Annotated in this window: 12 protein-coding genes and 1 pseudogene; 8 read left to right on the plus strand and 5 right to left on the minus strand. The window is 65.6% G+C overall.

The window, feature by feature from the left end:
• The first annotated feature begins 61 nt into the window (after positions 1–61).
• The 4 genes from IVB26_RS32220 to mdlC all read left to right on the plus strand — a co-directional run bounded on the left by IVB26_RS32220 (position 62) and on the right by mdlC (position 4976).
• A complete protein-coding gene (locus IVB26_RS32220) occupies positions 62–1231 on the plus strand; it encodes an acyl-CoA dehydrogenase family protein (RefSeq protein ID WP_247969036.1) in 1170 nt (389 codons plus the stop codon).
• 9 nt (positions 1232–1240) lie between these two features.
• Positions 1241–2341, plus strand: coding sequence for a CaiB/BaiF CoA transferase family protein (locus tag IVB26_RS32225; protein WP_247969037.1), 1101 nt, complete (start codon positions 1241–1243; stop codon positions 2339–2341).
• Positions 2342–2356: 15 nt separating this feature from the next.
• A complete protein-coding gene (locus IVB26_RS32230; RefSeq protein ID WP_247969038.1) occupies positions 2357–3208 on the plus strand; it encodes an HTD2 family dehydratase in 852 nt (283 codons plus the stop codon).
• Between the two features lie 145 nt (positions 3209–3353).
• Positions 3354–4976 (plus strand): benzoylformate decarboxylase, encoded by a 1623-nt coding sequence (gene mdlC / locus IVB26_RS32235; protein ID WP_247969039.1) that lies wholly within the window; start codon positions 3354–3356, stop codon positions 4974–4976.
• An 87-nt stretch (positions 4977–5063) separates the two neighbouring features.
• Here mdlC and IVB26_RS32240 read toward each other — a convergent pair whose 3' ends face one another.
• Positions 5064–5837, minus strand: a complete 774-nt coding sequence (locus IVB26_RS32240) for an SDR family NAD(P)-dependent oxidoreductase (protein WP_247969040.1) — start codon at positions 5835–5837, stop codon at positions 5064–5066.
• Between the two features lie 75 nt (positions 5838–5912).
• Between IVB26_RS32240 and IVB26_RS32245 the strand changes: the two genes are divergently transcribed.
• The gene (locus IVB26_RS32245; protein ID WP_247969041.1) at positions 5913–6374 is read left to right on the plus strand and encodes a MarR family winged helix-turn-helix transcriptional regulator; all 462 of its coding nucleotides are present in this window, start codon (positions 5913–5915) and stop codon (positions 6372–6374) included.
• Positions 6375–6407: 33 nt separating this feature from the next.
• On the opposite strand, the pseudogene IVB26_RS32250 reads toward IVB26_RS32245, so the two are convergent.
• From IVB26_RS32250 to trhA, 3 genes and pseudogenes are all read right to left on the minus strand, one after another.
• Positions 6408–7582: pseudogene (locus IVB26_RS32250) on the minus strand (IS481 family transposase).
• A 208-nt stretch (positions 7583–7790) separates the two neighbouring features.
• Positions 7791–8585 (minus strand): SDR family oxidoreductase, encoded by a 795-nt coding sequence (locus IVB26_RS32255; RefSeq protein ID WP_247969042.1) that lies wholly within the window; start codon positions 8583–8585, stop codon positions 7791–7793.
• A gap of 41 nt (positions 8586–8626) precedes the next feature.
• Positions 8627–9322: a PAQR family membrane homeostasis protein TrhA gene (gene trhA / locus IVB26_RS32260; protein ID WP_247969043.1), complete on the minus strand. Its 696-nt coding sequence runs from the start codon at positions 9320–9322 to the stop codon at positions 8627–8629.
• 182 nt (positions 9323–9504) lie between these two features.
• On the opposite strand from trhA, the gene IVB26_RS32265 reads away from it, so the two are divergent.
• Positions 9505–10974: a YcjX family GTP-binding protein gene (locus tag IVB26_RS32265; RefSeq protein ID WP_247969044.1), complete on the plus strand. Its 1470-nt coding sequence runs from the start codon at positions 9505–9507 to the stop codon at positions 10972–10974.
• Positions 10971–11999, plus strand: coding sequence for a YcjF family protein (locus tag IVB26_RS32270; protein WP_247969045.1), 1029 nt, complete (start codon positions 10971–10973; stop codon positions 11997–11999). The genes IVB26_RS32265 and IVB26_RS32270 overlap by 4 nt, the downstream gene beginning before the upstream one ends.
• 508 nt (positions 12000–12507) lie before the next feature.
• Here IVB26_RS32270 and IVB26_RS32275 read toward each other — a convergent pair.
• The gene (locus IVB26_RS32275) at positions 12508–14073 is read right to left on the minus strand and encodes a glycosyltransferase family 39 protein (protein WP_247973327.1); all 1566 of its coding nucleotides are present in this window, start codon (positions 14071–14073) and stop codon (positions 12508–12510) included.
• Between the two features lie 271 nt (positions 14074–14344).
• On the opposite strand from IVB26_RS32275, the gene IVB26_RS32280 reads away from it, so the two are divergent.
• Positions 14345–16078, plus strand: a complete 1734-nt coding sequence (locus tag IVB26_RS32280; RefSeq protein WP_247969046.1) for an adenylate/guanylate cyclase domain-containing protein — start codon at positions 14345–14347, stop codon at positions 16076–16078.
• The last annotated feature ends 337 nt before the right edge of the window (positions 16079–16415 follow it).

Consider the following 16415-nt stretch of genomic DNA (forward strand, 5'->3'; position numbering starts at 1 on the left):
TTTCACAACGCCAGAGGGTTGGCCGGCGTTATCTTAACTGCCGCTATTGATTGGAAACGCCATGAGTGAAGAACACCACACCGAAGATCACGCCGACATCCGCGAAGCCGTCGCCAAGCTGTGCGCGCAGTTTCCCGGCGAATATTGGCGCAAGCTCGATCGCGAGATGGCCTACCCCAAGGCCTTCGTCGATGCGCTGACTGAGGCGGGCTACCTCTCGGTGCTGATTCCCGAGGAATATGGCGGCGCGGGGCTGAAGCTGTCGGCGGCCGCGGCGATCCTGGAAGAGATCCAGCGCGCGGGCTGCAACGGCGGCGGCTGCCACGCCCAGATGTACACGATGGGCACGGTGCTGCGGCACGGCAACGCCGAGCAGAAGGCAAAGTACCTGCCGAAGATCGCCAGCGGCGAGTTGCGCCTGCAGGCCTTCGGCGTCACCGAGCCGACCAGCGGCACCGACACCTCGTCGCTGAAGACATTTGCGCGCAAGGACGGCAATGACAGCTACATCGTCAACGGCCAGAAGATCTGGACCAGCCGCGCCGAGCATTCCGACCTGATGGTGCTGCTGGCGCGCACCACGCCGAAGGAGCAGGCCAAGAAGCGCACCGATGGCCTCTCCGTGTTCATCGTCGACATGCGCGAGGCCAAGAACAACGGCCTCGAGATCCGCCCGATCCGCACCATGATGAACCACGCCACCACCGAGGTGTTCTTCACCGACATGAAGGTGCCGGCGGAGAATTTGATCGGCGAGGAAGGCAAGGGCTTTCGTTACATCCTCTCCGGCATGAATGCCGAGCGCATATTGATTGCGGCCGAATGCGTCGGCGACGCCAAATGGTTCATCGCGAAAGCGACGAACTACGCCAAGGAACGCAGCGTCTTCGGCCGGCCGATCGGCCAGAATCAAGGCATCCAGTTCCCGATCGCCAAGGCCTATGCGTCGATGCGCGCGGCTGAGCTGATGGTGAAGGAAGCCACGCGCAAATACGAGGCCGGGCTCGACTGCGGCGCCGAGGCCAACATGGCCAAGATGCTGGCGGCCGATGCGTCCTGGGAAGCGGCCAATGCCTGCATCCAGACCCATGGCGGCTTCGGCTTTGCCGAGGAATACGACGTCGAGCGCAAGTTCCGCGAGACGCGGCTCTACCAGGTGGCGCCGATCTCGACCAACCTCGTGCTGTCCTTCGTCGCCGAGCATGTGCTCGGCATGCCCCGCTCTTACTGAGGTCGCACCATGGGAGCATTGGACGGGATCAGGGTGATTGCGGTCGAGCAGGCGGTGGCGGCGCCGTTCTGCTCCTCGCGGCTGGCGGATGCCGGCGCGGAAGTGATCAAGATCGAACGGCCCGAGGGCGATTTCGCCCGCGGCTATGACGCGGCGGCCAAGGGCCAGAGCAGCTACTTTGTCTGGCTCAACCGCGGCAAGCAATCGGCGGTGGTCGATCTCGCAACGAAAGAAGGCTGCGCCGAGCTGGAGAAGCTGATCGCGAGCGCCGACGTATTGATCCAGAACCTCAAGCCGGGCTCGATGGACAAGCTCGGCTTTTCGCGCGAGCGGCTGCTGAAGGACTATCCGAAGCTGATCTCCTGCACCATCACCGGCTACGGCGACGAGGGCCCCTACGCGCACCGCAAGGCCTATGATTTGCTGATCCAGGCCGAGAGCGGCCTTGCCTCGATCACAGGCAATCCTGACGGCGCCTCGCGCGTCGGCATGTCGATCGTCGACGTCGCGACCGGTGCCACCGCGCATGCGGCGATCCTGGAAGCGCTGATCGGGCGCGGGCGCACCGGCAAGGGCGCCGACATCCGCATCTCCATGTTCGACGTGATGGCGGACTGGTGCACCGTGCCGCTGCTCAACTCCGAAGCCGGCAATCCGCCCAAGCGCATGGGCCTGCGCCATCCCTCGATCGCGCCCTATGGCGTGTTCACCTCGAAGGACGGCAAGGACATTTTGATCTCGATCCAGAGCGAGCGCGAGTGGAAGACGCTGTGCGCGAAGGTGCTTGATCAGCCCGACCTGCCCGCCGATCCCCGCGTCGCCAACATGGTCGAGCGCGTGCGCAACCGCGATTTCACCGACAAGACCGTTGCGGACATCTTCGGCAGGATGACGCGTGGTGAGCTGCTGAAGCGGCTGTCGGACGCCGACATTGCGTTCGCTGAGGTCAACACCATGGCCGACCTCACCAACCATCCGCATCTGCGCCGCATCGAGGTCGACACGCCGCAGGGACGCGTCAGCTATCCCGCGCCGGCGCCGATCATCGTCGGCGAAACCCGCAGCTATGGCGCCGTGCCCGCCATCGGCGAACGTCCATCCAGGACATAACAAGAGCGAGGCGTCATGACCGAAAAGCTCGACATCGATCATCTCAGGCAGTGGATCGGCCGCAGCACGGAGGCTACCGACATCGTCACCGCGCAGCTCGTGATGGGCCTGCGCGCGACGCTGTTCCAGGAGGTCGGCGAGCCCAAAAAGGGCGACGCCGCGCCGTTCACGGTGCATTGGTGCCTGGCGCAGCCGGTGTTTCCGATGTCGATGTTGGGGCCCGACGGTCATCCGACCCGCGGCGGCTTCCTGCCGCCGGTGCCGCTGCCGCGCCGGATGTGGGCGGGCGGCGAGATCGAGTTCCTGCAGCCGCTGCAGGTTGGCGATGAATCGACGCGAACCTCGCGCATCGCCGATGTGCAGGTGAAATCAGGATCGACCGGCACGCTGTGCTTCGTCTCGGTCGAGCACAGCATCTCCTCTCCGCGCGGCATCGCCATCCGCGAGCGGCAGGACATCGTCTATCGCGAGATGACGAGCAGCGCGCCCGCCGGCGCCAAGGCCCCGCCTCCGCCACCGACCGCGCAGCACCGCGAGACCCATGTCTCGGATCCCGTGCTGCTGTTTCGTTATTCCGCGCTGACCTTCAACGGCCACCGCATCCACTACGATCGCGACTACGTCACCAAGGTCGAGGGCTATCCGGGCCTGATCTTCCACGGCCCGTTGCAGGCGGCATTCATCATCGAGATGGCAGCGAAGCTCCATGGCGGCAAGGCGCCGAAGAAGTTCACCTATCGCGGGCTGCAGCCGCTGTTCGAGGGCACGGAGTTCTCCATCAACGCCAACGAGACCGAGGCCGGCATGGAGCTGTGGACCGCGAACGCGGAGGGCCAGCCGACGATGAAGGGCACGGCGGTGTGGTGAGCCACCGCCCTCTCCGTCATTGCGAGCGTAGCGAAGCAATCCAGAATCTTTCCGCAGAGACAGTCTGGATTGCTTCGTCGCAAGGGCTCCTCGCAATGACGGGATGGGGCCGCCACCTTTCAATAAACAACAGGGGACGGAAACCATGGCCAAGAACGGCAAGACCGGCAGCAGATCCGTCACCGTCAAGCAGGCGACCCTCGACCTGCTGCGCGCCTTCGGCATCACAAAAGTGTTCGGCAATCCCGGCTCGACCGAGCTGCCGTTCCTGAGCGACTGGCCCGACGACATCGATTACGTGCTGGCGCTGCAGGAGGCCAGCGCGGTCGGCATGGCTGACGGCTATGCGCAGGCGACGCGCAATGCCGGCTTCGTCAATCTGCATTCGGCGGCCGGCGTCGGCAACGCGCTCGGCAACATCTACACCGCGCATCGCAACCAGACCCCGCTGGTGATCACCGCGGGCCAGCAGGCGCGCTCGATCCTGCCGCTGCAGGCGTTCCTCTATGCCGAACGCGCCTCCGAGTTTCCGCGCCCTTACGTTAAATACAGCGTCGAGCCGGCGCGGCCCGAGGACGTGCCGGCCGCGATCGCACGGGCCTACTACACCGCCATGCAACCGCCGTGCGGGCCGACCTTCGTGTCGATCCCGATCGACGACTGGGCCCATGCGACGGCGCCGGTGGAAGCGCGCAAGGTCAGCCGCGAGATCGGCCCTGAGCTTGACTCAATGAAGGCGCTGGTCGCCGCGCTCGGTTCGGCAAAACACCCTGCCCTCGTCGTCGGCCCCGGCGTCGACCGCGCCGGCGCGGTGGAACTGATGGTGCGCGTCGCCGAGAAGGCCAAGGCCAGCGTCTGGGTCAGCCCGTTCTCGGCGCGCTGCTCGTTCCCGGAGCGCCATCCGCAGTTCGCGGGCTTCCTGCACGCCTCGCCGGCGCAACTCTCCGACGCGCTGCGCGCGCACGACCTCGTCGTCGTCATCGGCGCGCCGGTGTTCACCTTCCACGTCGAAGGCCATGCCGCGATCTTCGACGGCGGCGCGACGATCTTCCAGATCACCGATGATCCGGATGCGGCGGCTGTCACACCCGTTGGCACCAGCATCATCGCCACGATGAAGCCGGCGCTGGGCCTGCTGCTCGACCTCCTGCCGGAGAGCAAGCGCGCCTCGCCAGAAGGCCGCACGCTGCCGCCGGCACCGCAAGCCGCCGATCCACTGCCGGTCGAATTCCTGCTGCATTCGCTGTCGCTGGCGATGCCGGATGGTGCGTCGGTTGTCGAGGAGGTTCCCTCGCACCGGCCGGCGATGCAGAAGTTCATGCCGATGCCCGGCCAGGACAGCTTTTACACCATGGCGAGCGGCGGCCTCGGCTACTCGTTGCCCGCCGCGGTCGGCATGGCGCTCGGCAAGCCGAAGCAGCGCACGGTCTGCCTGATCGGCGACGGCTCGGCCATGTATTCGATCCAGGCGCTATGGACCGCGGCGCAACGCAAGCTGCCGCTGACCGTCGTCGTCCTCAACAACTCCGGCTACGGCGCGATGCGCTCGTTCAGCCAGGTGATGCAGGTGAGGAACGTGCCGGGGCTGGAGCTGCCGGGCATCGATTTCGTCCGGCTCGCCGAAGGCATGGGTTGCCATGCGGTGCGGGTGACCAAGGCCGCGGAGCTTGGCGACGCGTTGAAGCGCGGCATGGCGCATGAAGGGACGAGCCTGGTCGAGGTCGTCGTGGATTCGGCGGTGCCTGTGCTGTACGGACAGAAGCATTGACGCTGCCGTAGCACGGATGAGCGTAGCGATATCCGGGGTGCTGCAACAAAGGTCCCGGATGTCGCTTCGCTCATCCGGGCTACGAGGCTACGACGCCAGAAATCCCCCGTCCGCCGCCAGCACGTGCCCGACCACATATGATGACGCATCGGACGCCAGCCACACCACGGCCTCCGCCACCTCCTCCGGGCTTCCCATCCGCCGCAGCGGCAATCCCGCGCTGACCGTCGCGACATCGCCGACACCGGCGCGCAGCATCATGTCGGTGACGACACGGCCGGGGGCGATGGCGTTGATGCGGATGCCGCGCGGGGCGTTCTCCAGCGCCGCCGAGCGCGTCAGCGAGATCGCGGCGGCCTTGGAGGCCGAATAGAGCGAGAAGCCGGGATTGGGATTGCGCACGCCGCTGACAGAGGCGTTGACGACGATACTGCCGCGCCCCTGCGGCATGACAGGCAATTGATGGCGCAGGCACAGGAACAGCGCCCGGACATTGGTGTCGAACACGCTGTCGTAGATCTCTGTGCCCTGCTCTTCCAGCGGCGCGCGGCGCTCCTGGAAGCCGGCATTGTTGAAGGCAACGTCGAGCCGGCCGCAACGCTCAACGGCCGTACGCATCAGCCGTTCGACATCGTCCTCGCGCGTGATGTCGGTTTTGAGCGCCACCGCCTCCGCGCCGAGCTCGCGGCACGAAGCGGCGGTGGCGTCGATCTCGGCTTCGCGCCGGCCGGCGACGACGATCGCCTCAGCGCCCTCGGATGCCATCCGCATCGCCGTGGCGCGGCCGATGCCGCTGCCGCCGCCCGTGACGAGGCAGACCTTGCCCGCCATCCGCTGACCTGCCGGCAAAGTTTCGCTCATGGTCCACTCCAAAACGCTTGCATGCGCCGCTCTGCGCATATAGTTGTATGGTACAACTATATGCCAGGAGTCAAGATGGCCGAACTTGCTCTGATCGACGACATCCGCGCCGCGTCGCGCCTGATGGTGCGCGAGCTCGGCTTCATGGATGCGACGGTGGCGGCCTCGGACTATCCGCCCTCGGCGGTGCACACCATCCTGGAGATCGGCATCCGCGGTCCCATGTCCTCAGGCGAGCTTGGCGATTTCCTGCGTCTGGAGAAATCCAGCGTCAGCCGCCTGGTGCGCAAGCTGATCGATTGCGGCGAGCTCGGGGAGACGCCGGACGAGCTTGATGCCCGCAGCAAATGGCTGTCGCTGACCGCGAAGGGACGGCGAACGCTCGAGGCATTGCATGCGTTCGGCCGCCAGCAGGTGCGCGGCGCGCTGGAGGCGCTGACGACGGCAGAACAGCGCAAGGTGCGCGAGGGCATGATGCTCTATGCGCGGGCGCTCAGGCAGAGCCGGGTGGAGGATGAGGCGGAGCGAGCGGCGTGACCACACTCTCGGTGTCATCGCCCGGCTCGATGTTTAGTCCGGAGACATGGCTGACACCTGTTCGGACACATCACTGACAGGTTGGCCATTGGTCAAGTCGATCGATGCGACCTGCCAGCTGGCGAAGAAGATGCCGTAATGGCCATCGCGGTCCAGCGGCCGGATGGCGAGGCGCTCGCGGGCGAAGGCCTGGGGAACCTTCCAGAAGCGCCCCTTGAAGGAGATGTAGGGTCTTGTCGATGAGACTCTGCGCACGATCTCACCGCTGTCGTATTCGACGATCGGAACGCGAGCCGGCATGGCACGGGTGCTCGGCCGGAAGCGATCGGCGGGGACGTGCATATCGAGGCCCTGGTGGGGACGTTCCAGATTGTAGACTGGCCGCCAGGCGTCGAAGGCGCGCTGGACCTCCGGGAGAGTGCGGAAGCGACGCATGGCAAGAACCTCGGCCTTCAGGGTGCAATGGAAGCGTTCGTTCTTGCCGCGCGCCTGCGGGTGACAGGGCCTGGCATGCACCACCCTGACACCGAGCTTGAGCAGCCACACCTTCAGCCCGGTCCAACGAACACCTGACGTATCGCCCCACGGTGAGCCGTTGTCGGTGTAGAAAGCCTCCGGCAGGCCGTAGCAGCGGAACGTCGTCGTCAGATGATCCTGCACGGTAAGACGCTGCTCGTCGGCGCAGGCCTTCAGGCACAGGACATAGCGCGAGTGATCGTCGACAATTGTCAGCGGATGACATCGCGTCCCGTTGGCGAGCGGCAGGTGTCCCTTGAAGTCCATCTGCCACAGCAGGTTAGGAGCTTCCTTCTCGAAGCGATGCCCGGATTGGGCGGTGCATTCTCGCTTGGCTTGACCCGACCGTGCCGACACAGGATCTGGTGCACCGTTGACGGCACGGGCACCGTCTGCCCGCGCCGCTTCAGGCAGTGAGCGATCTTCCGCGCTCCCCAAGCCGGATGCTTGTCCCGCACGGCCAGAACCTGTGCCTCGACCGCAGCCTCACTGCGCTTGGGCATCGCATGCGGGCAACGGCAGCGGTCGGCCAGCTCTCGATCGCCAGCCTGCCAGCGCCGCAGCCATTTGTAGCCCACGTCAGGGCTGATGTTGAACCGTCGGCACAACTCGCGCCGATTGGCGCCCTCCTGCAAAGCCAGCCGCACGAACTCGTGACGCTGATCCATTGCTGACACCTCACTCCAGGGCATGGACGGCCTCCCGAATCGGACCAATCCAGCCAATGTTGATGTGTCAGCTATGTCTCCGAACACCCGTCAGTGATCTGTCCGGGCTAAACACTCGACCGGGCGATCCAGTACTCCGCGGCGCCAGTTGTGCAAACCAATGACCGCCGCGGAGTACTGGATGCCCCGCTTTCGCGGAGCATGACAGGGTCAACCGCGGCACCAGCGTCGGCTACTTACCGAACTCTTCCCGCATCCTGGCCTGGATCTTGGCCATGCCGCCGATCCAGCGGTCGTAATTTTCGGTCTTCTTGCGCATGTAGCCGAGCACCTGGGGGTGCGGCAGGATCAGGAACGTCTCCTGCTCGAGGCCGGCGAGCACGTCCTTGGCGACCTGCTCGGGCGTGAGATCGCCGTCGCCGGATTGCGGGCCCTTCGGGATCGAGCGCAGCATGTTGGTGTCGACGCCCTGCGGGCAGAGGATCGAGACCTTGATGTTGTCAGCCTTGTGCGAGATCGCGAGATTCTCGGCAAAGCCGACCGCAGCATGCTTGGTCGTCGAATAAGCCGGGCTGCCGACCTGCGACAGCAGGCCCGCAGCCGAGATCGTGTTGAGGAAATAGCCGCCGCCGCGCGCCTTCATGCGGGGGACGAGATGCCGCGCCGCATAGACATGGGCCATGACGTGGATCGCCCAGCTGCGCTGCCACGGCTCATCGGAGGCGCCGCCGGCATTGACCGACATCGGATCGAAGCCGCCGCCGATGCCGGCATTGGAGCAGAACAGCGCGATGGGGCCGAACTGCCGCTCGGTCTCCTCGATGACGTGCGAAATGTCCTTCTCCTGCGCGACGTCGCATTTGAAGGCCGCGCCATCCACCAGGGCGGCGACGGCCCTTGCGTTGGCAGCATCCATATCCGCGACGACGACCTTGGCTGCGCCTGCGTTGTGAAAGGTCTCGCACAGCGCCTTGCCGATGCCGTTTGCGCCGCCCGTGACGACCACGACCTTGCCGGTCACCTGCATGCGACGTCTCCTCTTGTCTTATACCGCTTCTTGAAGCTTGCTCAGCTCAACACGAGGTCGAGCACCGCGGTATAATGGCACGCCGCACCGGCCAAGACAAAGCCGTGCCAGATCGCATTCTGGAAGCGCAGCCGCCGCCAGGCGTGGAAGATCACGCCGAAGCTGTAGAGCAGGCCGCCGGCAAGGATGAAGCTCAGCACCAGCGCGGGCAGCGCCCTGACCACGGCGTCGTAGAGCATCACGCCGCTCCAGCCCATGGCGAGATAGATCCCGACCGAGACGCGGTCGAAGCGGCCGGGGCAGCAAAGCTTGAGCACGATACCGAGGATCGCAACGCACCAGACTCCGGCAAGCAGCACCAGCGCGAACCCGCTGTCCTTCACCTCCAGGATGAACGGCGTGTAGGTCGCCGCGATCAGGAGATAGATCGCGGAATGGTCGAGCCGCCGCAGCAGCCATTTGGCCGGCGAGATCGGCCAGAGATTATAGGTCGCCGACAGCACCAGCATCGAGAGCAGGCCGGCGACATAGATCGAGACGCCGACGATGTCTGTGGCGTCGGCATAGACCGCCGTCAGCACCATCAGCACGGTCGCCGCGATGACGCCGGAGAGGACACCGATCGCGTGGACTACGCCGTCGGCGATGAGCTCGGCGCGGTCATAGTTCCAGCCGATCACGTCGGCCGCGGCGTGGACAGAGGTGGATGCAAGGTGTTTCAGTTGGAAGACGGTCATGGCAATCCGCAAAGTGAGGTAATGGCCTCTTCTATGGGTGTTTCGGGATCGGCGCGTCGTTCAAACGGCTGATTTGCCGACAAAGGCGGTGGAAGTATGAAAGCTTGATTTTCCTCAGGCAGTTGCCACTTTTGTGACTAATCCATTTTGCGTATCCCCGCCCGAGATCCCTTAACGTTCATATGGCATTCAGTTTCCAGGATATGGTCGAAGAAGCGCGCTTGTCGGCCCAGGCGCTGATCGACTATGGGGAGCACTTCTTCAACCCGACGGTGCGGTTAGGCGTTACCGGCCTGTCGCGGGCCGGCAAGACCGTGTTCATCACCGCGTTGATCCACGGCCTCACCCGCGGTGGCCGGTTTCCGGTGTTCGAGGCCTATGCCTCGGGCCGGATCGCGCGGGCGCATCTGGCGCCGCAGCCCGACGATGCCGTGCCGCGCTTTGCCTATGAAAACCATCTGCGCGCGTTGGTCGAGGAACGACGCTGGCCGAATTCGACGGTCGACATCAGCGAGCTCCGCCTCGTCATCGACTATCAGCGCAACAACGGCGCCGATCGCACGCTGACACTGGACATCGTCGACTATCCCGGCGAATGGCTGCTCGACCTGCCGCTGCTCCAGAAGAGTTTCGAGCAATGGTCGGCGGAGAGCCTTGCGCTGTCGCGCGAGGCGCCGCGTGCGCATCTTGCGAGCGAATGGCACGCGCATCTCGCAACACTCAAGCCCGGGGCGCGCGAGGACGAGCAGGCGACGCTCACCGCCGCAAAGCTCTTCACCGATTATTTGCGCGCCTGCCGCGACGAGCGCTTTGCGATGAGCCTGCTGCCGCCCGGTCGCTTCCTGATGCCCGGCAATCTCGCAGGCTCGCCGGCGCTGACCTTTGCGCCGCTCGAGGTGCCCGCCGGCGGGCAGGCGCCGGAGGGTTCGCTGTGGGCGATGATGGTGCGCCGCTTCGAGGCCTACAAGGATGTGGTGGTGCGCCCGTTCTTCCGCGATCATTTCGCCCGGCTCGATCGCCAGATCGTGCTGGCCGATGCGCTTGCCGCGTTCAACTCCGGTCCCGAGGCGCTGCATGACCTCGAAGCGGCGCTCGCCGGCATTCTCGACTGCTTCAATATCGGCCGCAGCACGATCCTCTCCAGCCTGTTCCGGCCGCGCATCGACCGCATCCTGTTCGCGGCGACCAAGGCGGACCATCTGCATCATTCCAGCCACGACCGGCTCGAGGCCGTGCTGCGCCGCGCCGTCTCCGGCGCCGTTGCGCGCGCGGAAAATACCGGCGCGGCGATCGACGTGGTGGCGCTCGCCGCGGTGCGCGCCACGAGAGAAGCTCAAGTCGCGCAGGGCCGCGACAAATTACCGTCGATCCTGGGAACGCCGGCCGCGGGCGAAAGCGCCGGCGGCGAGTTCTTCGACGGCAACACCGAGGTCGCGACCTTCCCGGGCGATTTGCCCTTGGATCCCGAGCCGCTCTTCAACGGCACCGATGCGTTCCGCGGCCTCGCGACCGAGGCTGCCGAGACAAGCGACTTCCGCTTCCTGCGCTTCCGCCCGCCCACACTCGACCGCGAAGGCAGCGAGCCGCCGACACTGCCACACATCCGCCTCGACCGTGCCTTGCAGTTCCTGATCGGAGACAAGCTCGCATGAACGACCGATCGAAGCCACGGCGGCCGGCGACGTTTCGGCTCGACGATCCCGGCGTCGTCGTCACCGAAGCCGACGAAACCAGCCGACTGAGTCGCGCCACGATCCAGATCACGCCGGAGCACGATCCGCAGGCGCTGCCGGTGCCGATTCAAACCGCGCTTCCCGCGCGCCGCGGTTTTCCCTGGGGTGCGCTGTTCTGGTCGGGCGTTGCCGGGTTGACGTTGCTCGGCACCGGGCTCGGCGTCGTCCATCTGATCGAGGATTTGTTCGCGCGCAGCGAAAGCTTCGGCTATGTCGGCCTCGCGTTTGCGCTCGTGACCGCGCTTGCGCTCGCGGTGGTGATCGGCCGCGAGGCGTTCGGTCTCGCGCGCCTCGCCGCGATCGAGAAATTGCACCAGCGCGCCGCCGCAGTTCTCGCCAGCGACGATCGCAAGGAGAGCCGCGTCATCGTGCAGGACCTGCTCAAGATCGCGCACCAGAACCCGCAGCTCGCGCGCGCCCGCGCCGCGCTAGAGAGCCATGCCGGTGAGATCATCGACGGCGCCGACATGATCCGGCTCGCCGAGCGCGAACTGATGTCGCCGCTGGATGCCGAGGCGCGGCGACTGGTGTCGTCAGCCGCGCAAAAGGTTTCGATCGTGACCGCGGTGAGCCCACGCGCCGCGATCGACGTGCTGTTCGTGTTCGTCGCCGCACTGCGCCTGATCCGTCAGCTGGCGCGGCTCTACGGCGGCCGCCCCGGCGCGCTCGGCATGATCCGCCTGCTCCGCCACGTCATCGCCCATCTCGCCATCACCGGCGGCATGGCCGCGAGCGACAGCCTGGTGCAGCAGATGCTCGGCCACGGCATCGCGGCGAAGCTGTCGCAGCGGCTCGGCGAAGGCGTGCTGAACGGCCTGCTGACGGCTCGGCTGGGATTGGCGGCGATCGACGTCACGCGCCCGCTGCCGTTCGCAGCGCTGCCGCCACCGAAGCTGTCGGACCTCGCTACGGATCTGCTGCGGAAGAAGGACGGGGAGGATTAGCGGCGCTTCCTTACCCTCCCCTGGAGGGTAAGCGCCCCGCCAAGAACCGTAGGGTGGGCAAAGGCGCACTTGCGCCGTGCCCACCATTAATCCGGGACTTCGACAGAAGTGGTGGGCACGCTTCGCTTTGCCCACCCTATCCGGTAAGATCAGGCGCGCTGCCCCGCGGCTACTTCTTCAACAATATTCCAATCGCTCGCGCCATTCGCCTCACCGAGCCAGCGTAGCGGCCCAGTTCGGCGGCTATCCTCGATGCGCCAACTCCCTGCCGAGCCAGCTTGACCAATCGTCGGACCTCATGCTCGGCCCATTGCTTTGGCTTCGGTGTTTTCATGGTGCGGCGCTCATACCACCCACCTAACCAGTAAGTCGGGCTGCCAACACTTGGGAAATTTACGGGTGGTGCCTGCCCGCAATCGCGAAGGTGATAACGCTTAACCCCTCGCCAGGAGGCTCAACAATGCGACAGGCATGCGCGCAAGGGGGCAAGGAAGAGCAGCCTGCCGCGCTAGGCGAGCACTCGCCTTTCGAATTCCCCAGCCAGCACCTTCCACTGAAACAGCGGCGAGTCCTTCGGCGGCGACAGCTCCGGGGTCCAGCCGCTCAGCTTCTCAATCACATAGGTATCCGTCAGAACGCCGCGCCAGCGGCGTTCGACCCGGGCGAGCGGCTCGCGGTTGGCGGGGATGCTCTCCCACAGCGACGAACGATCGTCCGGCTCGCGGCCGACATAGATGCCGTCGTGGCCCTTGATCCGGTCCATGCCGGGATCGCTGAAATCCTGGAAGCGGCCGCGTTCGTTGATCTCGATGACAGGCATGCGGCCCCTGAACATCCAGCGCATCATGGCGTAGGTGCGGTAGTCCGTGGTGGCGATCCAGGTCGCGCCGGTTTCATCGAGCGCAGCCTGTGCGCGCGCGGCGACCTGCTCATAGCCGGCCTCGGCGCCGATCGGATCGATCTTGCCGAGGAGATTCCACGGCGCGGCGACGTAATAGAGGAACACGATGACGACGAAGGCGATGCCCGAGACGATCGCTGTCCTGGCCCAGAACACCGACGATCTCAGCATGCGCGCCGACCAATTCTCCTTCATCATCGTCGCCAGGTTCACGGCGGCGGCGGCAAAGCCCACCGGCCACATGAACATCGGCCAGGTGTCGCCGACCCGCAGCGTCGTCGACTTGAAAAGGAAATAGAGGAACGGCACCAGCACCGCGGTCGACAGCAGGATCGCAACCGGCTCGCGCGTGCGATAGCCGCGCCATGCCGTCAGCACCAGACCTGTCAGCACCACCGGCAGCATGACGAAGCCGACCAGACCGAACTGCAGGCCGATGTAATCGCCGATCGTCCGCAACGAGATGCCGTAATTTGCGGTAGCGCGCACGCCCTGGAAACGAAACGAAGCCCAATCGTGCTGCGCGTTCCAGATCAGCACCGGCGAGAACACTACGATCGCGACCAGCACGGCGAGATAGGGATAGGGACTGCGCAGCCAGCGCCAGCGCCAATCCGGCACCAGCAGAAAGGCGGCGACCGCGGGCGCGAACATGATCGCGGTGAACTTCGACAGCATCGAGAGCCCGGCGAACAGGCCGGCCGCAAGCCACCAGCGACCGTCGCCGCTCTGCGCGAGCCGCACCAGCGACCACATCATCGCCACCGCGAACGGGATCATGGCGACGTCAGGCGCGACCTTGGCCATCAGCAGGCCGTAATAGAGCGCGGCTTCCGGCAACAGCACAGCGAGCACCACGGCGTGCACATCATGCGTGAGGCGGCGGACGATGTCGGCGAGCAGCAGCTGCGTCACCAGCATCGCGACGATGCCGCCGAAGCGGACACCAAGCGTGGTGTCGCCGAAGATCGCGGTACCGAAGCGGATCAGCCAGGCGATGCCCGGGGGGTGATCGAGGAAGCTCAGAGCGCCCTCCTTCGACCAGGTCCAGTAATAGGCCTCGTCGGTGCGCAGCTCGATCGCGGAGGCGTAGACGATGCGGAGCAGCGTCATCGCGGCGATGATCGCGATGGCCATGACGAGGGGACGGCGCGTGGCGCCGCCGGAGGGCATGGTGATGTCAGAAGCTGTCGTCACGGCCGCGCTTTTCGCCAACCTGGAAGGGGGAGTCAATGCGGGGGTGGCCCAGCCGTAGGGTGGGCAAAGCGAAGCGTGCCCACCATCAGGATATGGTCGAGAAATGGTGGGCACGGCGCGCAAGGGCGCTCCTTTGCCCACCCTACGATTTCGTAAGCTTGTCGGGCATGTGATCCCGCCAGCTGTCCACACCCGGAATTAAACGTTACGCTGGCTGTTCTCCTTCGTGAGCTGATACAACCGAATCATGGCCATCGCTGCTGCACACATGTTCGAACTCGTTCGCGCCACCAGCGTGCGGCAGGTGCGGCTCATCTGCGGCGTGATCCTGTTCTCCTATGTGATCAGCCATTTCCTCAACCATGCGCTCGGCAATATCTCGGTCGAGGCCATGGAGACCGGGGTCTACTATCACACCGTCTTCTGGCAGTTCCTCCCCGTCGCGATCGTCTTCTACACGGCGGCGCTCACGCATATGGGGCTCGGCATCTATGCGCTGTATCAGCGCCGGCAGTTCCGCTGGCGGACGATCGAGCCGCTTCAGCTCGTGCTGGGCTTGAGCATTCCGGCTCTGGTCATGGGGCACGTGATCGGTGTGCGGCTCGGCTACACACTTTACGATCATCAGAAGCTCTATCCGCAGGAGCTCTACCTGTTCTTCGTCGCCGCGCCCGGCCGGCTCTGGCAGATGACGATCCTGCTGCTGATCGCCTGGGTGCACGGCTGCATCGGCATCTATTTCTGGCTTCGCCTCAAACCGTTCTTCGCGCGCGCCGCACCCTATCTGCTCGCCGCAGCCGTGCTGGTCCCGACGCTGTCGCTGCTCGGTATTTACCAGGGCGGCCGCAGCGTCGTGATCGAGAGCGACGATCGAGACTGGCGTGCGCAAAATCTCTCCCGCCGTCAGGTCGGCACGGTCGCGGAAGGCAACACGCTCGACCGCATCACCGGCATCCTCACCGTCGGCTATTTCGGTCTGCTCGCCCTGGCGCTGGCGGCTCGCGGCGTGCGCGCCTTGCGCGAGCGGCGCGGCGGCATGATCGCGCTGTCCTACGGCAACGGCAAGACGGTGCGGGTGCCGAAGGGCCTCTCCGTGCTGGAAGCAAGCCTCCGCCACAATGTGCCGCATGCAAGCGTCTGCGGTGGCCGCGCCCGCTGCTCGACTTGCCGCATCCGCATCATCGGCGACCATGACGCGCTGCCCACACCGTCGCAGCGCGAGGCCTTCGTGCTCACCCGCGTCGGTACCGCCGATCCGTCGATCCGGCTGGCCTGCCAGCTGCGGCCGACGTCCGATCTCTCCTTCTTCCAGCTGTTCACGCCGCACACGCATGCGACGGACGGGCAGGCCTCGACACCAGCCAGAATCGGCCAGGAGCGCTATCTCGTCAGCCTGTTCGTGGACATGCGCGGCTCGACCCAGCTCGCGGAAAAGCGGCTGCCGTTCGACACCGTCTTCATCGTCAACCGCTTCCTCGGCGCGGTGTCGCAGGCGGTGATCGAGAACGGCGGCCAGCCGAACCAGTTCGTCGGCGACGGCATGCTGGCGCTGTTCGGATTGACTGCCGATCCGCAAACCGCCTGCCGGCAGGCGCTCAAGGCGGCCGCCGGCATCGCCACGCATATCGACGAGCTCAACGAGCTCCTGAGCCACGATCTGCGCCAGCCGATCCGCTTCGGCGTCGGTATTCATGGCGGCGAGGTCATCATCGGCGACATCGGCTATCGCGATCACATCGTCTTCACCGCGCTCGGCGATGCCGTGAATGTCGCAGCCCGGCTCCAGGACATGACCAAGACGCTGGCCTGTGAAGCCATCGTCTCGGAAGAAGTCCGCCGCACCGCCGGCCTTGTCGACGACGCCCTGCCGCAGCAGGAGGTCGCGATCCGCGGCCGCGACGAGCCGCTTGCCGTGCGCGTGGTGGCGGATGCGCGGCAGCTGACGGCGCTGGTCGACGGTAGCGCACGCGCTGCGGCGTAGAGTACCAAGCGACACGAGCAGTGCGCTCCCTCCCCCGCTTGCGGGGGAGGGTTGGGGAGAGGGTGTCCCCGCAAAGGGACAATCCCCTAGAGGAGAAAGCCCTCACCCGCGCGCGGGACGATGCTTCGCATCGCCCGGGGCGCGACCTCTCCCGCAAGCGGGAGAGGTGCTCCACCGTCGCGGTTACGACTCGACTCCATCACCACGTAACACCGGCCTGCTGCAACGCAGCGGCATGGGCCTGCTGCGAAAGCACGAATTGACTTCGTCGAGATCGTTGCGACAGATGAGCGCGGGCCCGCGGTGATGACCGCTGGTCCAACGAAAAGCTCCGGGA

The sequence above is a fragment of the Bradyrhizobium sp. 195 genome (assembly GCF_023101665.1).
In the GTDB taxonomy this organism is placed as follows: domain Bacteria; phylum Pseudomonadota; class Alphaproteobacteria; order Rhizobiales; family Xanthobacteraceae; genus Bradyrhizobium.

Bases quoted from the DNA above. Each gene is read 5' to 3' on its own strand.
- IVB26_RS32220 (WP_247969036.1), top strand. From the start codon at position 62: ATGAGTGAAGAACACCACACCGAAGATCACGCCGACATCCGCGAAGCC.
- IVB26_RS32225 (WP_247969037.1), top strand. From the start codon at position 1,241: ATGGGAGCATTGGACGGGATCAGGGTGATTGCGGTCGAGCAGGCGGTG.
- IVB26_RS32230 (WP_247969038.1), top strand. From the start codon at position 2,357: ATGACCGAAAAGCTCGACATCGATCATCTCAGGCAGTGGATCGGCCGC.
- mdlC (WP_247969039.1), top strand. From the start codon at position 3,354: ATGGCCAAGAACGGCAAGACCGGCAGCAGATCCGTCACCGTCAAGCAG.
- IVB26_RS32240 (WP_247969040.1), bottom strand. From the start codon at position 5,837: ATGAGCGAAACTTTGCCGGCAGGTCAGCGGATGGCGGGCAAGGTCTGC.
- IVB26_RS32245 (WP_247969041.1), top strand. From the start codon at position 5,913: ATGGCCGAACTTGCTCTGATCGACGACATCCGCGCCGCGTCGCGCCTG.
- IVB26_RS32255 (WP_247969042.1), bottom strand. From the start codon at position 8,585: ATGCAGGTGACCGGCAAGGTCGTGGTCGTCACGGGCGGCGCAAACGGC.
- trhA (WP_247969043.1), bottom strand. From the start codon at position 9,322: ATGACCGTCTTCCAACTGAAACACCTTGCATCCACCTCTGTCCACGCC.
- IVB26_RS32265 (WP_247969044.1), top strand. From the start codon at position 9,505: ATGGCATTCAGTTTCCAGGATATGGTCGAAGAAGCGCGCTTGTCGGCC.
- IVB26_RS32270 (WP_247969045.1), top strand. From the start codon at position 10,971: ATGAACGACCGATCGAAGCCACGGCGGCCGGCGACGTTTCGGCTCGAC.
- IVB26_RS32275 (WP_247973327.1), bottom strand. From the start codon at position 14,073: ATGCCCTCCGGCGGCGCCACGCGCCGTCCCCTCGTCATGGCCATCGCG.
- IVB26_RS32280 (WP_247969046.1), top strand. From the start codon at position 14,345: ATGGCCATCGCTGCTGCACACATGTTCGAACTCGTTCGCGCCACCAGC.